At 59.7% G+C, this 17,532-nt stretch carries 12 protein-coding genes and 1 tRNA gene; 4 read left to right on the top strand and 9 right to left on the bottom strand.

Going from position 1 to position 17,532, the window contains the following annotated elements; genetic code table 11:
* Positions 1-480 precede the first annotated feature (480 nt).
* Both F3G95_RS09680 and F3G95_RS09675 read left to right on the top strand, forming a co-directional pair.
* Positions 481-786, top strand: coding sequence for a helix-turn-helix domain-containing protein (locus F3G95_RS09680; protein WP_097774241.1), 306 nt, complete (start codon positions 481-483; stop codon positions 784-786).
* Between the two features lie 14 nt (positions 787-800).
* Positions 801-2,201, top strand: a complete 1,401-nt coding sequence (locus F3G95_RS09675; protein ID WP_149794768.1) for a site-specific integrase — start codon at positions 801-803, stop codon at positions 2,199-2,201.
* Positions 2,202-2,354: 153 nt separating this feature from the next.
* Here the strand turns inward: F3G95_RS09675 and F3G95_RS09670 are convergent.
* From F3G95_RS09670 to sdaAB, 3 genes are all read right to left on the bottom strand, one after another.
* A tRNA-Arg gene (locus tag F3G95_RS09670) sits at positions 2,355-2,431 on the bottom strand.
* Between the two features lie 129 nt (positions 2,432-2,560).
* Positions 2,561-3,436, bottom strand: a complete 876-nt coding sequence (sdaAA, locus tag F3G95_RS09665; protein ID WP_174235880.1) for an L-serine ammonia-lyase, iron-sulfur-dependent, subunit alpha — start codon at positions 3,434-3,436, stop codon at positions 2,561-2,563.
* 3 nt (positions 3,437-3,439) lie between these two features.
* Positions 3,440-4,123: an L-serine ammonia-lyase, iron-sulfur-dependent subunit beta gene (gene sdaAB / locus F3G95_RS09660; protein WP_149794767.1), complete on the bottom strand. Its 684-nt coding sequence runs from the start codon at positions 4,121-4,123 to the stop codon at positions 3,440-3,442.
* A 166-nt stretch (positions 4,124-4,289) separates the two neighbouring features.
* Between sdaAB and tig the strand changes: the two genes are divergently transcribed.
* Positions 4,290-5,585 (top strand): trigger factor, encoded by a 1,296-nt coding sequence (gene tig / locus F3G95_RS09655; RefSeq protein ID WP_149794766.1) that lies wholly within the window; start codon positions 4,290-4,292, stop codon positions 5,583-5,585.
* A gap of 199 nt (positions 5,586-5,784) precedes the next feature.
* Positions 5,785-6,609 carry a DUF4097 family beta strand repeat-containing protein gene (locus F3G95_RS09650; protein ID WP_149794765.1) on the top strand — a complete coding sequence of 275 codons (825 nt, stop codon included), beginning with the start codon at positions 5,785-5,787 and terminating at the stop codon, positions 6,607-6,609.
* Between the two features lie 112 nt (positions 6,610-6,721).
* Here F3G95_RS09650 and F3G95_RS09645 read toward each other — a convergent pair whose 3' ends face one another.
* The 6 genes from F3G95_RS09645 to F3G95_RS09620 all read right to left on the bottom strand — a co-directional run bounded on the left by F3G95_RS09645 (position 6,722) and on the right by F3G95_RS09620 (position 17,436).
* Entirely contained in the window at positions 6,722-7,159 is a 438-nt protein-coding gene (locus F3G95_RS09645) for a MarR family winged helix-turn-helix transcriptional regulator (protein WP_149794764.1), read from the bottom strand.
* Between the two features lie 128 nt (positions 7,160-7,287).
* On the bottom strand, positions 7,288-9,627 hold the full coding sequence (gene feoB, locus F3G95_RS09640) for a ferrous iron transport protein B (protein WP_149794763.1): 2,340 nt from the start codon (positions 9,625-9,627) through the stop codon (positions 7,288-7,290).
* A gap of 209 nt (positions 9,628-9,836) precedes the next feature.
* The gene (gene galE, locus F3G95_RS09635; RefSeq protein WP_149794762.1) at positions 9,837-10,862 is read right to left on the bottom strand and encodes a UDP-glucose 4-epimerase GalE; all 1,026 of its coding nucleotides are present in this window, start codon (positions 10,860-10,862) and stop codon (positions 9,837-9,839) included.
* Positions 10,863-11,113: 251 nt separating this feature from the next.
* Positions 11,114-12,187 carry an aldose epimerase family protein gene (locus F3G95_RS09630; protein ID WP_149794761.1) on the bottom strand — a complete coding sequence of 358 codons (1,074 nt, stop codon included), beginning with the start codon at positions 12,185-12,187 and terminating at the stop codon, positions 11,114-11,116.
* A 521-nt stretch (positions 12,188-12,708) separates the two neighbouring features.
* Positions 12,709-13,251, bottom strand: coding sequence for a hypothetical protein (locus F3G95_RS09625; RefSeq protein ID WP_149794760.1), 543 nt, complete (start codon positions 13,249-13,251; stop codon positions 12,709-12,711).
* 258 nt (positions 13,252-13,509) lie between these two features.
* Positions 13,510-17,436 (bottom strand): efflux RND transporter permease subunit, encoded by a 3,927-nt coding sequence (locus tag F3G95_RS09620; RefSeq protein ID WP_149794759.1) that lies wholly within the window; start codon positions 17,434-17,436, stop codon positions 13,510-13,512.
* Between the last annotated feature and the right edge of the window lie 96 nt (positions 17,437-17,532).

Below are 17,532 nucleotides of genomic sequence, written 5' to 3'. Positions count from 1 at the left end.
CCTGCTGAAAAATGCCGGGAAGTATGGCCTGACCTTCTCCAAGCACATCGAGGGAAAGTATCGCGGCTTCCGGGGCGTATGCGTCCACCCCGCCTTTGCTGCGGCATAAAACACACGAAAAGTGAAATTCTCCCGCCCTACGCGCCCCAAATCAGTAGTTTTGACTTGTTATCGCTGTTTTCTCCGGGCGCGTATCTGCCCTTTTCGGGCGGATGTGGGGCGGCAACACGCCCTTCGGGGCGGGAGAGAAGGCAAGATGCGCCCCAAAAGGGCGCATACAATTCAGCCATGCGCCCTATAAAATCAACACAGGAAGGTACTTTTGTGCGGTTTGGGGCGCGTGGGGCGCGTAAATTCAAGTTCTCGCACTTTTTTGGGCTGCTGCTTCGGGTCAGGAGCGGCAGGCCCTTACATATTTACCGGCCCACAGGGTGCAGCTCAACCGGAACTGCGCCGGGTCTGGAGAAGTGCAAAGGAGACATGCCTATGACGAATGTCCGCAAAAATTCCACCAAACTGACCTGTGAGGACTTGAAAATCGCGCCCGAATCCCCTACAATGAAATTGTCCGAAACCCCTGCCGTAGAACCTTCTGACCAGACCAGCAAAACCGTCCGACATGCCCCGCTCGTTTACCGGGTGGAAGAGATCGCCCAACTGTTGGCGATCTCCAACCGTGCTGCGTACAATCTGTGCAACACCACGAAAGACTTCAAGGTGATCCGCCTCGGTACCAGCATCCGGGTAAGCAAGCAGAGCTTTGACGATTGGTTTGCTGCGGTCTGAGGGAGGGAACATCTATGGCATCTATTATGAAACGTGGCAACACGTATTCCGTCCGATACAACTACAAAGATCATGCTGGCAAGCCCTGCAAGGGCTGGGAAACCTTCAAGACCAAGGCCGAAGCGCAGGAGCGCAAGATCACGGTGGAGAAGGAACTGCTGGATGGTACCTTCCTCGTGCCCGACACCATGACGGTCGAGGAGATGCTGTACAAGTGGATCCCCATTCAGTCCAGCAAACACAAGTGGTCTCCCAAGACCTACACCCAATCTGTGGCGATGGTGCAGAACCTCATCGTGCCGTATATCGGAAAGCGGAAGGTGCAAGACCTCCGCACCTATGACATTGAGCAGTTCTACGCCACCCTGAGCCAGACCCCCTGCGGCCAGTACGTTCACGGCGAGAAGCAGGAGCTGACGGAAAATCAGAAGAAACGGCTGTTATCCAGCACGTCCATTCACGAAGTCCACACGCTCCTGAAAACTGCCTTTTCGTATGCCGTTGACTGGGATCTGATCCACAAATCGCCTACTCCCCGTGAAGCCCCCAAAATTAACACCGAAGAACGCACCATCTGGGATGAGCGCACCATGTTGGCGGCACTGCAGACCATCGAAAACCCCGCCCTGCATCTGGCGGTGCACATGAGCATGATCCTCTCCTTGCGAGAGGGTGAGATCCTCGGCTTGCAGCCGGGAGACCTCGACTTTGATGCAGCAGACGGACGGGGAACCATTTCAGTGAACAAAGCCCTGCAGCGTGCCGACAAGGTCGCCTTGTCCAAGATTGATCCTACCCAGATCTACCACACCTTCCCGGACAGACGGGAGGGGAGCAAGTCCTCGCTGATCCTCAAGCGGACTAAGACCAAAAAGTCCAACCGCATCCTGTACATGACCAAGCCCTTGAAAGAGGAGCTTCTGGCATGGCTGGAAAAGATGAAGCAGGACGAGCAGAGCGCCCCGGAAAAGTACAGCAACTGCGGTCAGCTGTTCCGCTTACCAGACGGCTTACCCATTGCCCCGGACGTTCTGACCAAGTGGTATCGTATGTGGCGGGCAGAGCACCCGGAGTTTGAGAAGATCGTGTTCCACGGTCTGCGCCACTCCAGTGCCACCTACCAGCTGCTGCAATCTGGCGGTGACTTCAAATCGGTGCAGGGTAATACCGGTCACGCAACCGCCACCGTCCTGATGGACACCTACGCCCACACGCAGGACAAACCCCGGTTGGAGTTAACCGAGAAGATCGAAGCCGACTTCTACACGCAGGACGTAGTAGATGCAAAGCCGCAGGAACCCCCGGAAAACAAAACGCCGGTGGCAACAAAAATCACGGGTAAAATGATCCTTGAAGCCATCCGGCAGATGGATGCAGAGGAACGCCGCGAGCTGACGCGGGTGCTCTTCGCGTAAAAGATTCTTTTTTATGCAGCGAAATACACGCTGTGCAAGCGATGCAAAGAGTTCATGGCTTTTTTGTAAAGTGTGCAGGAGATGTGCAAAAGTGTGCAGAACCTGCCAGGAAAACAAAAAAGCCATGAAATCTTTCGATTTCACGGCATTTTCTGGTGCGATGGAAGGGACTCGAACCCCCGGCCTACTGATTCGTAGTCAGTCACTCTATCCAGCTGAGCTACCAACGCATACGTTCCGTTCGGAACATGATGTATTTTATCATTCATCCGGGGTTTTGTCAACACTTTTTCGGAAATATTTTTGAGATTTCCGAGAAAGAACGTCTTTTCATCCACTTTTCTTTCATTTTCTATCCATCAGCCCTGCTCTGCGAGGGTCTGGGCGATGCGGACGCCGGTGGGCGTGGCGGCAAGACCGCCCTGACCGGTCTCCCGGAGGTCGGGGGAGAGGAGGCTGCCCACGCGGCCCATGGCGTCGATGACCTCATCACAGGGGATGGCGTAGTCCACCCCGGCAAGGGCCATATTCGCACAGGAGACGGCGTTCACGGCGCCGACGACATTCCGCTTGACGCAGGGAACTTCCACGAGGCCGGCCACGGGGTCACAGACGAGGCCCAGCAGGTTGCCCAGAGCCATTGCGGCGGCAGCGGCGCACTGCTCGGGTGCGCCGCCCTTGAGGTGGCAGAGAGCGGCGGCGGCCATCGCGCTGGCAGCGCCCACCTCGGCCTGACAGCCGCCCTCCGCGCCCGCGAGAGTGGCGCGGGCCGCGATGACCTGACCGAACCCGGCGGCGACATAGAGGGCGTCGCAGATGGACTCTTCGTCGGCCTCGCCGCTGCGGGCCAGCGGCAGCAGAACAGCGGGCAGGACGCCGCAGCTGCCCGCCGTGGGGGCAGCGACGATGCGCTTCATGCAGGCGTTGCACTCGGCGGTCTTGAGAGCTTCGGCAGTCACTGCGGCGAGGTAATCGCCGCCAAGGCTCTTTCCTTCTTGATGGGCCTGCTCCACCTTGGCCGCGTCGCCGCCCGAAAGGCCGCTTCGGCTGCGCTGGGCCGGGTCATAGTCCCGGCTGGTGGCCTGCATCACCTGCCAGAGGTGGTGCATCATCTCCCGGCTGTGGGCCTCGGTGAGGCGGCTCTCGGCTAAATCGCTGCGGAGGATGGCCTCCGAAAGGGAAATATTCTGGCTGCGGGCAGCGGCCAGCATCTCTTCACAGGATAAAAACGACACTTCTCAGCCCTCCTCGCATTCTTCCGGCTCGTCGATGTTCAGGCAGGTGACTTTGCGGATGCCCGGCATCACGGCCATCTGCTGTTCCAGCACGTGGGGGATATGGGAGTCGCATTCCAGCACCATAACGGCGTAGCCGCCCGTCGCGGCGCGGAACACCTGCATGGATGCGATGTTGATGCGGCGCTGGGCCAGCGACATCGTGACCTCGGCGATGCAGCCGGGGGTGTCCTCGTTATGGATGATAAGGGTGTTGCTGTCCCCGCCAAAGTCGGCAGGCACACCGTCGATCTCCGTCACGCGGATGCGTCCGCCGCCCACAGAGGCCGCCTTCAGGACGAGGGTCCGGCCCGCCTTACTCTTTAAGGTAAGCACCGCCGTATTCGGGTGGGCGGCACGGAGCTCCACCGGATGGATGGTGAACTTCATGCCGGCCTCCTCGGCCAGCGCGAAGCTGTCGGGCAGGCGGGGGTCGTCCGGGCGGAGACCCAGCAGGCCCGCCACCAGCGCACGGTCGGTGCCGTGGCCCCGGCCTGTGGTGGCAAAGCTGCCGTAGAGCCCAATGTCCGCCTCGGCGGGGACGTCGCCCAGCAGCTTCTGAGCCGTATATCCAATGCGGGCCGCACCCGCCGTATGGCTGGAGGAGGGGCCGATCATCACCGGCCCGAGAACGTCGAACAGACGCATGAGGTGTACACTTCCTTTCGTTTTGCAGCGCCCGGGACCCCATTCGCTGACAAAAGAACAGATTTTCTTTCTTTTTATTATACCGCTTTTGAGCTTATTGTGCTATAATAACTTCATAATGTTTTGAATCTTGCCCTTTCAGGGGGCAGCACGGAGGGTAGAACCTATGAAACTGGTAAGCGTGGAAACTCCCGAAAAGAGTGTCTGCAAAATGACTTTCAGCGCTTCGGCTGAGGAGCTGGAAGCTGCGTCCAACGCCGTGTACGAGCGCACCCGCGCAACGTACACCATCAAGGGCTTTGCCAAGGGCGAGGCTGACCGCGCCCAGATCGAGGCCGACCGCGGCGAGCACACCTTCTGGTACGACGCCATCAACGATTTGATGGACAAGGACGTCCCGGCCCTGTACAACGCAGCGATGGCAGAACACGGCTTCCACGCTGTGGACGAGCCGGTCTACGACCTGGTCAGCGTGAAGAAGGACGAGGGCTTTGTGGCCACTGCCACCACCGCCCTGCAGCCTGAGCTGAACCTGACCCAGACCACCGGCTTCAAGACCGAGTGCGTCACCCCGGAAGTCACCGACAAGGAGATCGACGCTGTGCTGGAGCGCCGCCGCGCCATGGCCGCTGAGCTGGTGCCTCACAAGGGTCCGGCCGTCAAGGGCAACATCGTCCACATCGACTACGAGGGCCTGCTGGAAGGCAAGCCCTTCAACGGCGGCACCGCCCAGAACCAGACCCTGCAGCTGGGCAGCGGCCGGATGATCCCCGGCTTCGAGGAAGGCATCCTCGGTCACAAGGGCGGCGAGGAGTTCGACATCTTCGTCACCTTCCCGGCCCGCTACCACGCCAAGGACCTGGCCGGCAAGCCCGTGGTCTTCAAAATCAAGCTGCACGACGTCTGTGTCCGCCAGCTGCCCGCTCTGAACAGCGATTTTGCCAAGAAGGCTGCCAATGTGGACACCATGGACGAGTTCCGCGCCCAGATCCGTCAGCAGCTCCACGACAACAAACACGCCGCCGCGCTCAACCGCGCCAAGGACGCCATCCTCACCCAGCTGGCCGCAGCCGCTGAGGGCGAGCTGCCCAGCGTTCTCGTCGAGAGCGCCTATCAGCAGGAGATGGAGCAGATCCAGCAGCAGCTGCAGATGCAGCGCCTGAGCCTCGACCGCTACCTGAGCCAGATCCATCAGACCCGCGAGAGCTTCACTGCCGCTGTCCACACTGCTGCGGAGAAGAACACCCGCGCCCGGATGGCCCTGCTGCAGATCGCTCAGAACGAGAACCTCGTCCCCACTGAGGAGGACATCGACAAGACCCTGTCCGAGCGCGCTGAGCGCACCAAGAAGACCCTCGAGGAAGTCAAGGCTGCATCCAACGTGGAGGCCATCCGCCGCAACGAGGGCATCCGCCGCGCTGCCGACTATGTCATCGAGCACTCCACCATCGAAGAAAAATAATTTATCCTGCTTTTGCGCCTGCACCACTGTGCAGGCGTTTTTTATTGTTCATTTTTTCTCTCTTGACTTTTTTTCTCTGCTGCGGTATTTTTAGGGTGAGAAATTCTATCCGGGCTGCAGCTGCGGCCCGGACGGATAAAGTAAAATCTTCTGCGGGACATTCCGCTTATCTATTTTATTGCGACAGGAGGTTTTCCTTATGAAAAAGTTTCTTCTCGCTCTTCTGACAGCTGTCACGGCGGCTGCGCTCTTCTGCGGCGCGGCGGCATCTGTGGCCACTTACAGCGCCAGCTATGACGCACCGGCCGGCATCAACGCCATCGTGGTGCAGGACAACAGCGCTGCGGTCATTCTGCAGGCCGCCGACATCGACCACGTCCGCGCCAATTACACCTACACCTCGAGCTACGCCTTTGAAAGCTCCAAGCTCTACGACTTCACGGTGGCGGGCAGCACCCTCACCGTGACCAAGACCCGGGAGCCCAACGCTTCCCTCATCATCCAGAGTGAGGACACCCGCAGCTGCACCCTGACGCTGCAGGTACCCCGCCAGACGCTGGCAAACATCACCGTCAGCACCACCAACGACAGCATCACGCTGGACGGCGTTTCGGCACAGACCGCCAGCCTCACCACCGACAATGGCCGCATCGAGGTGTCGAACTTCAACGGCTCCACCCTGAGCGGCACCACCCGCAACGGCAAGATCACCATGAGCGGCGTCACCTCCCAGAATGTGGCCGCCACCATCCAGAACAGCGGCACCCTCAAGCTGGAAAACATCTCTGCCAACATCTGCAACGCCAAGGTGCAGAACGGCAGCATCACCGGCTCTGTGATCGGCAGCGGCAGCTCTTACGGCTTTGATCTGGCCGCAGGCGGCGGCAAGATCCGCGTCTCCGACGCCAGCGACAAGAACTTCCTCTTCTTCGGCAAGGACACCCTGCAGCAGAATGCAGATGCCCCCAACAAGCTGAACCTCGCCACCAAGAACGGCGACGTTGAGGTCGAGTTCGTCCGTTAAAAGAACATTCAAAATGCCTGTGCAGCATCTGCCGCACAGGCATTTCTTTTTGTCCGGATACGGTCAGCTGAGCCAGTTGAATCCCATGACCACCACGCCGAGGATAAAACGTTCATGCTTCTCCTTCCAGAATGGCGTCCAGATTCTCATTTATAATGTCCATCGTCTCGAAGAACGCCTTTCGCTGTGCTTCATTGGTGTGTTCCAGCAGACGTGCGCCAAATTCCTCCTGCAAGGCCCGGCCCTGCTCGATGATGGGGCAGGCTTTTTCGGTGCAGCGCAGCAGGGTGCGGCGGCGGTCGCCGGGGTCAGCCTCGCGGACGAGGTAGCCCTCCTGCACCAGACGGTCTACGTTCACCGAGACGAGGTTTGCTTTCAGTTTGCGCACCTCTACCACGTCGCTGGCGGTCTGGTAGCCGGGGTTGTTGGCGAGGAACATCAGGATGTCAAAAGCCGTCTGGGGCAGATGGAGCTTCTGGCACAGGGGCTTGCAGAGGGCGGCGTAAGCCGCCGAGGTCTTTCGCCCAAATTCGATGCCCGGGGTATTCATGGGACGCCTCCTTGTGATTCAAAATTGTATCATTCAAATTTGAAGTAATAATAGCACAAAAACGCAGCGATTGTCAAGAGAAAAGGAGCGGCCCGCATCTTGCAGGCCGCTCCCTGTTTCCGTTTTCTTTACAGCATCATGATGAGCCGCGTGCCGAAGGCCGCCAGCCATGCTACGATGCACTGATTTGCCACCATGATAAGCGCCCACTTGCCGCCCAGCTCCCGCTTGACCGAGGCCACCGCCGCGATGCAGGGCGTATAGAGCAGGCAGAACACCAGCAGGGGTGCAGCCGCCGCCGGGGACAGCGCGGCGGCAAAGGCCGCAGAGGAGCCATAGAGGATGGTGAGGGTCGAAACGACGCTCTCCTTGGCCATAAAGCCGGTGATCAGGGCCGTAGACACCCGCCAGTCGGCAAAGCCCAGTGGCGCAAACAGCGGCGCGATACCGCTGGCCAGCCATGCAAGGATGCTCTGCTGCGGGTCAGCGGTGAGGCTGAGCCGCAGGTCGAAGCTCTGCAGGAACCAGATGATGATGGTCGCCACAAAGATGACCGTAAAGGCGCGCTGGAGGAAATCGCGGGCCTTTTCCCAGAGCAGCTGGACCACATTCTTGAGGCCGGGCAGGCGGTAGTTGGGCAGCTCCATCACAAAGGGGACGGCCTCGCCCTTAAAGACACTGCTCTTCAGCAGGATGGCCATCAGAATGCCCACCGCAATGCCGAGGAAATAGAGGCTGACCATCACCAGAGCCGCGTGCTCCGGGAAGAAGGCCGCCGCAAACAGGCTGTAGATGGGCAGCTTGGCCGAGCAGCTCATAAAGGGGGTGAGCAGGATGGTCATTTTGCGGTCGCGCTCCGAGGGCAGGGTGCGGCTGGCCATGACGCCGGGGACGGTGCAGCCGAAGCCGATGAGCATTGGCACGATGCTGCGCCCCGAGAGGCCGATGCGGCGGAGAAGCTTATCCATCACGAATGCCACGCGGGCCATGTATCCGGTATCCTCCAGCAGAGAGAGGAAGAAAAACAGGGTCACGATGATGGGCAGGAAGCTCAACACGCTGCCCACACCGGTGAAGATGCCGTCGATGACCAGCGAGTGGACGGCTGCGTTGACGTTCCACGCCGTGAGGGTGGAGTCCACCGCGGCGGTCAGGGCATCAATGCCCATTTCCAGCAGGTTCTGGAGCGCCAGACCGATGACGCCGAAGGTGAGGTAGAACACCAGCGCCATGATGCCCACAAAGGCCGGGATGGCGGTATAGCGGCCCGTGAGGAACCGGTCGATCCGGGCCGAGCGGAGCTGTTCCTTGCTCTGGCGGGGCTTCACGACGGTCTGATCCACCAGCTGGTGGATGAAGTGGAACCGCATATCCGCGATGGCGGCGGCGCGGTCCAGACCCCGCTCCTGCTCCATCTGGACGATGATGTGCTCGATCATCTCTTTTTCGTTCTGGTCGAGCTTCAGGGCCGCCTCGATGCGCTGGTCGCCCTCCACGAGCTTTGTGGCCGCAAAGCGCACCGGGATGCCTGCGGCCTTGGCATGATCCTCGATCAGGTGGATGATGCCGTGGATGCAGCGGTGGACTGCGCCGCCGTGATCCTCCTCGCCGCAGAAATCCATCCGGCCCGGCCGCTCCTGATACTTTGCGACATGGAGCGCATGATCCACCAGCTCGTCCACGCCCTCGTTCTTTGCCGCAGAGATGGGCACGACCGGGATGCCCAGCATGGCCTCCATCTTATTGATGCGGACAGTGCCGCCGTTGCCGCGCATCTCGTCCATCATGTTCAGCGCCAGCACCATCGGCGTATCCAGCTCCATGAGCTGCATGGTGAGGTACAGATTCCTCTCGATGTTGGTGGCGTCCACGATATTGATGATGCCCGTGGGCTTCTCGCCGATGATGAACTGCCGGGTCACGATCTCCTCGCTGGTATAGGGCGACATGGAGTAGATGCCGGGCAGGTCTGTGACCTCCGTATTCGGGTTGTTCCGGATCGCACCGCTCTTGCGGTCCACCGTCACACCCGGGAAATTGCCGACGTGCTGGTTGGAGCCGGTGAGCTGGTTGAAGAGGGTCGTCTTGCCGCAGTTCTGGTTGCCCGCCAGCGCAAAGGTAAGGGTCGTGCCGTCGGGCAGAGGGTTCTCGCCCTTTTTGGTGTGGTATCGTCCGCCTTCGCCGAGGCCCGGGTGCTCCACCGGCTTTTCACTTTCTGCCGCCGCCTTTTTTACCGCCGGGGCTTTGGCCAGAGTGACCCCGATGCGGGCGGCATCGTCCAGCCGGAGGGTCAGCTCGTAGCCGTGGATGCTCAGCTCCATCGGGTCGCCCATCGGGGCAAATTTGACCAGCGTGACCTCCTCACCGGGGATCAGCCCCATATCCAGAAAATGCTGCCGCAGAGCGCCTTCGCCGCCCACGGTCCCGACCACGGCAGTCTCGCCGATGTTCAAATCTTTCAACGTCATATGGAATGTTCCTCTCGAGCGCGTTTGTTAGTTTGCATTAACAACAGTAATATAGGCTAACTTTCCGGCGTTGTCAAGAGAAACAGGGCTGTTCTGAACTGTTCTCTGAAAAAAATCATGCCGCCATCCTCGAATATCCGAAAAAGTGCAAAAAATAAGAGCCTGTACCCGGGAAGTACCCGCCGTACAGGCTCTTATCGTTTTTTTATTCAGTTCGCGGTGTGGTAGCCGTCAGGGTTCTTCTTCTGCCAGTTCCAGCTGTCGGCGCACATCTCCTCGATGCCGTACTCAGCCACCCAGCCAAGCTCATTCCTGGCCTTGGTGGGGTCAGCATAGCACTCGGCGATGTCGCCGGGGCGGCGGGCATCGATGACGTAGGGGATGGGCTTGCCGCAGGCCTTCTCGAAGGCGTGGATGACATCCAGCACGCTGTAACCCTTGCCGGTGCCGAGGTTGCAGATGAAGAGGCCGCAGTTCGTTTCCAGCTTCTTGATGGCGCAGACATGGCCGCGGGCCAGGTCCACGACATGGATGTAGTCGCGGACGCCGGTGCCGTCGGGGGTGGGGTAGTCATTGCCGAAGACATGGACCTTTTCCAGCTTGCCCACAGCCACCTTGGCGATGTAGGGCATGAGGTTGTTGGGGATGCCGTTGGGGTCCTCGCCGATGAGGCCGGACTTGTGGGCGCCGATGGGGTTGAAGTAGCGCAGCAGAGCCACGTTCAGGGTGGGGTCAGCCTTGCAGACATCGGTGAGGATGCGCTCGGTCATGGCCTTGGTGGTGCCGTAGGGGTTGGTGGTGGCACCCACGGGGAAGTCCTCGGTGATCGGCACACTGGCGGGGTCGCCGTAGACGGTGGCGGAAGAGCTGAACACGAAGTTGTGGCAGTTGTGCCTGCGCATCACATCCAGGATGACCAGCGTGCAGTTGAGGTTATTGTAGTAGTATTCGATGGGCTTGGACACGCTCTCGCCGACGGCCTTATAGGCTGCGAACTGGATGACCGCCGTGATGTCGGGACACTCGGCGAAGATCTTCTCCACATCCTCGTGTTTGGTCATATCGGCCTGATAGAAGCGGAAGTCCTTGCCGGTGATCTGCTTGACGCGGTCGAGGACCACAGGGGATGCATTATAGTAATTGTCCGCCACGACGACGTCGTAGCCGGCATTCAGAAGCTCGATGCAGGTGTGGCTGCCGATGTAGCCTGCGCCGCCGGAAACCAAAATAGCCATGTCCAGTACCTCTCTTGTTCCAAATGTTGCTTCGCACAGAGCCCTTGTGCTCTGCCTGCCTAAAGGATACCGCTTTTTGCACAGAGAATCAAGTACCGGCTTTTTTATGAAAATGTATTTTTGTTGCATCTTTTCAGCCAGTCTGATGAACTGCAAAGATTTTTAGTCCGCAAGGCATGGAGAGGACACGCAAAAAACAGCAAAGGGCAGCTCCTGCAAGAGAGCTGCCCTTTGCTGTGGCTGATATTTGCTTACAAACGGCCGCACTGACGGCCGGTGAAGAAGCGGAGCGTAGTGTTGGCGCGGAAGACTTTGCCCGCCCGCAGCACCGTCGTCGGGAACTCCGGGTGAGAGGGGCTGCAGGGGAAGTGCTGGGTCTCAAGGGCAAAGCCGCCGTACTTTTCCAGCGGGACGCCGCCCTTGCCGGGGGAGGGGCAGTTCTGCAGGAAGTTGCCGGTGTAGAGCTGGATGCCCGGCTGGGTGGTGTACATCTTCATGCTGATGCCGGTCTTGTCGCTGGACGCCCAGGCGCAGAGGCTCTGGCTGGCACCCCGGGGCCGGTCGAGGACATAGCAGTGGTCGAAGCCGCCGCCCGCCATGGTGGTCTGGTAGAAGCCGGTGTCGAGGTCGCGTCCCAGAGGCTTTCCGGTGCGGAAGTCCATCGGCGTACCGTCCACGGGCAGGATCTTGCCCGTGGGGCAGGTCTCGTTGTTGCCCTCGAGGTAGTTGGAAGCGTAAATGCGGAGCTTCTGGCCCAGCACATTGCCGCCGCCGTCGAGGTTGAAGTAGGTGTGGTTGGTCAGGTTGATGATGGTGTCCTCGTCGGTGGACACACGGTAGTCCATCCGCAGGGTGTTGTCCGGCGTGAGGATATACCGCACACTGACCTTCAGATTTCCGGGGAAACCGTCTTCGCCCGCCGGGCTTTCGGTCTCCATCAAAAGGGTGTCGCCGAACATCTTCACATCGTAAATTTTGCGGGGGAAGGTGCCGTGCAGGTGATTTTTGCCATTGTTGGCTTCCAGCTTGTAGGTCTTGCCGCTGAGAGAAAATTCCGCATTTTCAATGCGGTTGGCGTACCGGCCCACGAACGCACCGCAGCAGGTGCTGCCGGATGAGTTGAAATCCGCCTCATAGTCGGCGAGGGTGTCGTGTCCGACGACCACATCCACCGGACCCGTTTTTGTAGGGACGAAGAGATTTTTGATCACACAGCCATAGTTCAGCACGCTGATCTCAAGTCCACCGGGATTGGAGATGATATATTCATCCACCTTATCGCCGTTTTTGGTCACACCAAAGGGCTTGGAGCGGAACTGTGCCATAAGGCTCGCCTCCTTCTTCATTATTTTCGGTCAGGGCAGCGCAGCCCCAACCTCGTCCATAATTATGATTATAGCACAGTTTTCCAGACTTGTGTGAGAATGCTTTTAGATTTATCTTCCAAAATTTCGAGAGATTTTTTGGACATATTGCCTCCCTCTCCGTCACCTTCGGTGACACTGCCCGGGTTGCGGCTCCCAGCGTCTGCTTCGCTGCCGCTCGCATCCTGCTGGCCGCGGCCCCAACAGCTCCTCCCTGTTTCCGCCGCTGGCGGCGGTCGTCGCCGTTGCTCCCAAAGGGAGAGCCATTGGCATGACGGTCAGGTCTGAGCTGCCCGCTTGGGGACCACTGTGGCGCAAAAGAGCGGGCCCTGCTATCCCCGATAGGCGGTGCTTGCCCGGCGCGCCCCGGACGCTGCTGCTATCAGGGAACAAAAGAAACCGCCGCACGGTGACCGTGCAGCGGTTTCGGGGCAGATACTTATTCTATGGGGGCTCAGAAAGCCCAGACCACGGTAGGCGGCTTATTTTTCGTAGATGACGATTATGTAGCAGTAGGTATCACCGCCGTCCTGCACACGGTGGACGGCCACCCTTACGCTCTTCCAATTCGGGTCATAGTTGGAGTAAACACTCACGCCGTTCATGCAGTTATGGATCACATAGGCAGCCTGGGTGGTGGCATTGCCCGCCGACTCGGGCATTTTTGCCGCATAAAACCGCACGTTGACGCTGGTGCTGTAATCATTCAGCGCATTTTTCAGCATGGCAACACCGTCAGCGCTGGAGTCGTAGAAATACTCGCTCGCAACTCTGTTGGCCAGATAACCGGTAGAGTTGAACCATTTTGCCTTGTTTGCCCGGAAGTCTGCATCGATCTTCTCAAAGACAGCCGGGGAGACATCGTAGGTCACCTTCATGTCAGGTTTTCCCATCTGGCCCCGGAGATAATCTCCGTAGGCCTTTTCCATGGCACGCTCGGTCACCTTGCCGCCGCAGCCGGTAAGCAGGGTCAGTGCCATCATGGCCGCAAGAGCCAGAGACAGGATACGGTTGAGTCGTTTCATAGTATGATTCCTCCCTATAATATAGCGGTGTTCAAACGAAACATCGACACCTTTTTCCTATTGTACCCCCCCCCCCCCTGCCTTGTCAATAGGTTATCGCTGAATGTTCCCGCCACTGACATGATTCTACCCAGAACGGCGCCGGGCTGGGCCTTCCGGGCGCCCCCCGGCAGGCCCAGCCCAAAAAAGAAACCGCCGCACGGTGACCGTGCAGCGGTTTCGGGGCAGATACTTATTCTATATAGATAGGAGATAGCCTCAGGTCTCCGGCTGGGCCGCGGCGGCGTTCGACTGCGCGATATACTCGGCGGCATCGTCGGGGATGTCGTCCATCCCGTCGTCACCCACATCGACCACCAGCGGCGGCTTCTTGAAGAGGATGTCGTAGAGGATGGGGACGATGTACAGGGTCATCAGGGTGGCATAGCTCAGGCCGCAGATGATGACGATGGCCATGCCGCTCATGAGCTGGCTCGCCATATCGTTGCTGAACACCATCTGCAGCATGGCCAGAACGGTGGTCAGGGTGGTCATGAGGATAGGACGCATACGGGTCTTGCCGGTGGCGACAAGGGCCGCACGGCGCTCCAGACCGCCCAGACGCAGCTGGTTGGCGTAGTCCACGAAAACGATGCCGTTGTTGACGACGGTACCCATCAGGACGATGAAGCCCATCAGGGAGATCATGGTCAGCTGCTGGCCGGTGACCAGCATACCCAGCAGGCCGCCGGTGAAGGCCAGCGGCACCGTGAACAGGACGATGAAGGGGGACAGCAGGCTCTGGAACTGAGCCACCATGACCAGATAGACGAAGGGCAGGGCCAGAGCCATCCACTGCACCATCTCGTCGACCATCAGGTTGACGGTGGAGGACTCGCCGCCCAGCGAGAAGGAGCAGCCCTCGGGCATCTCATCGGTGAGGGCGAAGGCGTCCAGCGTCTTCTGCAGCACGCGGGACTGGACCGTGGTGTTGTAGCCGTCCAGCGTGTCTGCCGTCACCGTGATGTAGCGGGTCTGGTTCTCGCTGGTGATGGAGTCGGGGGCAGTACCCGTCGTCCAGGAAGCAATATCGCCCAGCGTGCAGGTGCCGGTGGTGGTGGTGCCGGTGGCGTCCATGACGCTGGTGGTGAAGGTCATGTCCATCATGTTTTCCTTGGTCATAGGATCAAGATTATCGCTGATCTGGACTTTCATGGTGGAGCCGTCTACCGTGACGGGCGTCTCCGCCGTCGTGGTGGTGGTGAGCTTGGCGGCGATCTGCTGGTAGACCTGCGCAACCGTCAGGCCATAGGCGCGGACCTTGTCGCGGTCGATGTCCAGATTGATGGTCGCATCGCCCTGACCGAGGCCGGTGGCGGCATTGGCGAAGCCCTCGGTGTCGTTGACCATCTGGACGACCTTATCGCCCAGTGCGGTAATGGTATCGGCGTCGGGGCCGTAGATCTTGACAGAGAGGCCGCTGCTCAGCTGGCTGGTCAGGTCCTGCATGCCGCTGATCTCGACGGTGCCGGTGCAGTTCCCGACGCCGGAAACGGCATCTTTCAGGGCCTGCTCCACGGCGGCGATCCGGGTGGAGGACAGGGACTGGTCCAGCATGACGTTGAACCGATAGCTGCCGTAGCTGTTGGCGGCGCTCAGCAGGTCGGTGATGGCGCTGGGCAGGCCCAGCTGGCCGATGTCGATGCCGGCCACAGTGGTATCGGTGGTGACGCCCACCTCTTCCACGCCGTCCACGGCCATGACGGCCTCGACGACCTGTCCGGCCACACCGTAGGATTCCTCTTTGGTCAGGCCGTCGTCGGTGGAGAGGGCGATGGTGGCCTCATTGCTGGAAATTTCGGGCAGAAGGACGACGCCCATGGAGAAGACCTTCCAGCCGCAGAAGGCCAGCAGGACGACTGCAGCCAGCAGCGGCAGAGCGCGGTGCTGCAGGCACCACTCGAGGCTGTGGGCATACTTATCCTGGATCTTTTCGAACCAGACCAGACGCTTCGGCTCAGCCTTTTTCAGGACGGTGGAAGCAGCGGCAGGCACGACAGTGATGGCCACGATGAGAGAGGCCATCAGGCAGTAGCCGATGCACATGGACATGGGCTGCAGCAGGCTGCGCACCGTGCCGGAGGCGAACACCACCGGCAGGAAGACACAGACCGAAGTAAGGGTAGAGGCTACCACCGACATGCCTACCTGACGAGCACCCTGCACGGCGGCGCGGGCCGCCGGTACGCCCCGGCCCCGCAGACGGTAGATGTTCTCGATGACGACCACCGAGTTGTCCACCAGCATACCGACGCCCAGCGACAGGCCCGCCAGCGTCATGATGTTCATGTCGAGGCCGGTGAAGTACATCAGAACGACGGCGAACAGGACGGACAGCGGGATGCTGACGCCGACCACGAGGGTGGGCTTGATGTCCTTCAGGAAGATGGCCAGCACGATGATGGCCAGCGCAGCGCCCACCAGCATACTGCTGATGATGCTGTTGACGATGATGGTGATGTAGTTGCCCTGATTGGACAGGACGACGACGTGAAGGTCAGAATACTGAGCCTGCAGCTCTTTGAAGGCATTCAGGCAGCCGTCCGAGACGCTGCTGGCGCTGGAATTGGCGTTGCGGAAAATTTTCAGCACCACGGCCCGCTCCCCGTTCAGGCGGGTATAGCTGGCCTCGGCGTTGTCGATGACGGCCACGTCGGCCACATCGGAGAGGCGGACATCGCCGAAGCCATCGACGTGGAGCAGAAGTGCGCCCTCGATGTCCGAAACGCTGTCGTACTCTTCGCCGACCTTCAGCAGCCAGGACTCGCCGCTCTTATCGGCGACGTAGCCGGCAGGCATCGAGAAGTTCTGAGCGTAGATGAGCTGGGCGAGGGTCTTGATGTCCAGCTGCTTGGCCACATCGGCGCTGGCAAGGGCCTTTTCCTTGGTCTCCTCGTAGAGCTGCTTGGCGTCTTCCAGCTGGTTCTCGTAGTCCTTCAGCTTCTCCCGGGCCTCGGTGAACTGCATATAGGCACTGAGCTGCTGGCTGGAATAGTTGCCCAGAGCGACGGAGAACTGGTTCATCAGGCCGGGGACATTGTCCATGGCTTTGATGACCTCGTCCAGAGTCTTATAAATGGTGCTCAAGCTGTTGGAGACTTCCAGCTCGTCGGCAAGGTCGGAGACGGTGCCGTCGCTGGTTCCCAGACGGCCCTGCAGCTCCTGCAGAGCGGCGGTGAGCTTATCGGTGATGTCGCGCAGCTCGCCGACGATCTCGATGAGGGAGTCGATGTCCCGCATACCGGTCTGGTTGAACTGGTCCACGACCCGCTGCAGGCCGTCGCGGACGTCGATGAGGGCCTGCTGGATCTCCGGCTCATTGACCACGCCGATGAGCTGGTTGATGCTGCTCAGCAAAGCCTGCGCCTGGTCGCGCACGACGGTGACGGCGTCGGCCACCTCCGTACCCATCTGGGCCATGACCGTATCGGAGACCGTGTCGCCAAAGTTTTTCAGCTGTTTTTCGTACTCGGCACGGCCTGCGGCGATCTGGGCCTCGGCGTCATCGAGCTGGGCGCGGGCGTCGGCCAGCTGGGTGTCGATGAGCTCCAGCAGGCGGGCGTTCACTTCGTCTATCTTATCCTGATTCAGCTGCACCTGCACCATCTTTTCGATGAGGCCGTTGGCCGACACGCTGGAAACGCCGCCGGTGCGGCCCACATAAGGCACGAGGGTGTTATCCACGAAGTCCGACAGATCGTAGACATCGCTGCCCTCCCGGCTGACAGCCGCCGTCATAAAGGCGTTCATGTTCAGGCTGTACTCGATGATGGAGGGGGTCAGACAGGTGCCGGGCAGGCTGGACGCGGTCTGGTCCACCTTGTTGGAGGTCTTGACCATCGCGCTGTTCATGTCGGTGCCTTCGGCGAATTTCATGAGCAGAAGGCTGTAGTTTTCTGCCGAGGTCGCCGTGATGCTCTCGACGCCGGACACTGTACCCAGCGCGTTCTCCATCACATCGGAGACTTCTGACTCCACACGCTCCGGGCTGGCACCGGGGTAGACGGTGACCACCATGAGGTATGGCGTGCTGATGTCGGGCAGAAGGTTCGTCTGCAGGTTCGTGATGGACACGAAGCCCAGCAGCAGGACCATGATGACCGCAACAAGGATGGTGAACGGCTTTTTGACACTGAATTTTTCCATGATTTCCTATCCATTTCTTTTTTATGCCGCCGCGCGGCAAAAGGTACGCCGCAACCACGGCAGCACCCTCTGAACGCTTCTTATCGTTCCTATTAT

The organism is Faecalibacterium sp. Marseille-P9312, assembly GCF_902497445.1.
In the GTDB taxonomy this organism is placed as follows: Bacteria; Bacillota; Clostridia; order Oscillospirales; family Ruminococcaceae; genus Faecalibacterium; species Faecalibacterium longum.
The sequence above is the reverse complement of the archived record's forward strand: the minus strand, read 5'-3'. Positions and strand labels throughout refer to the sequence as shown.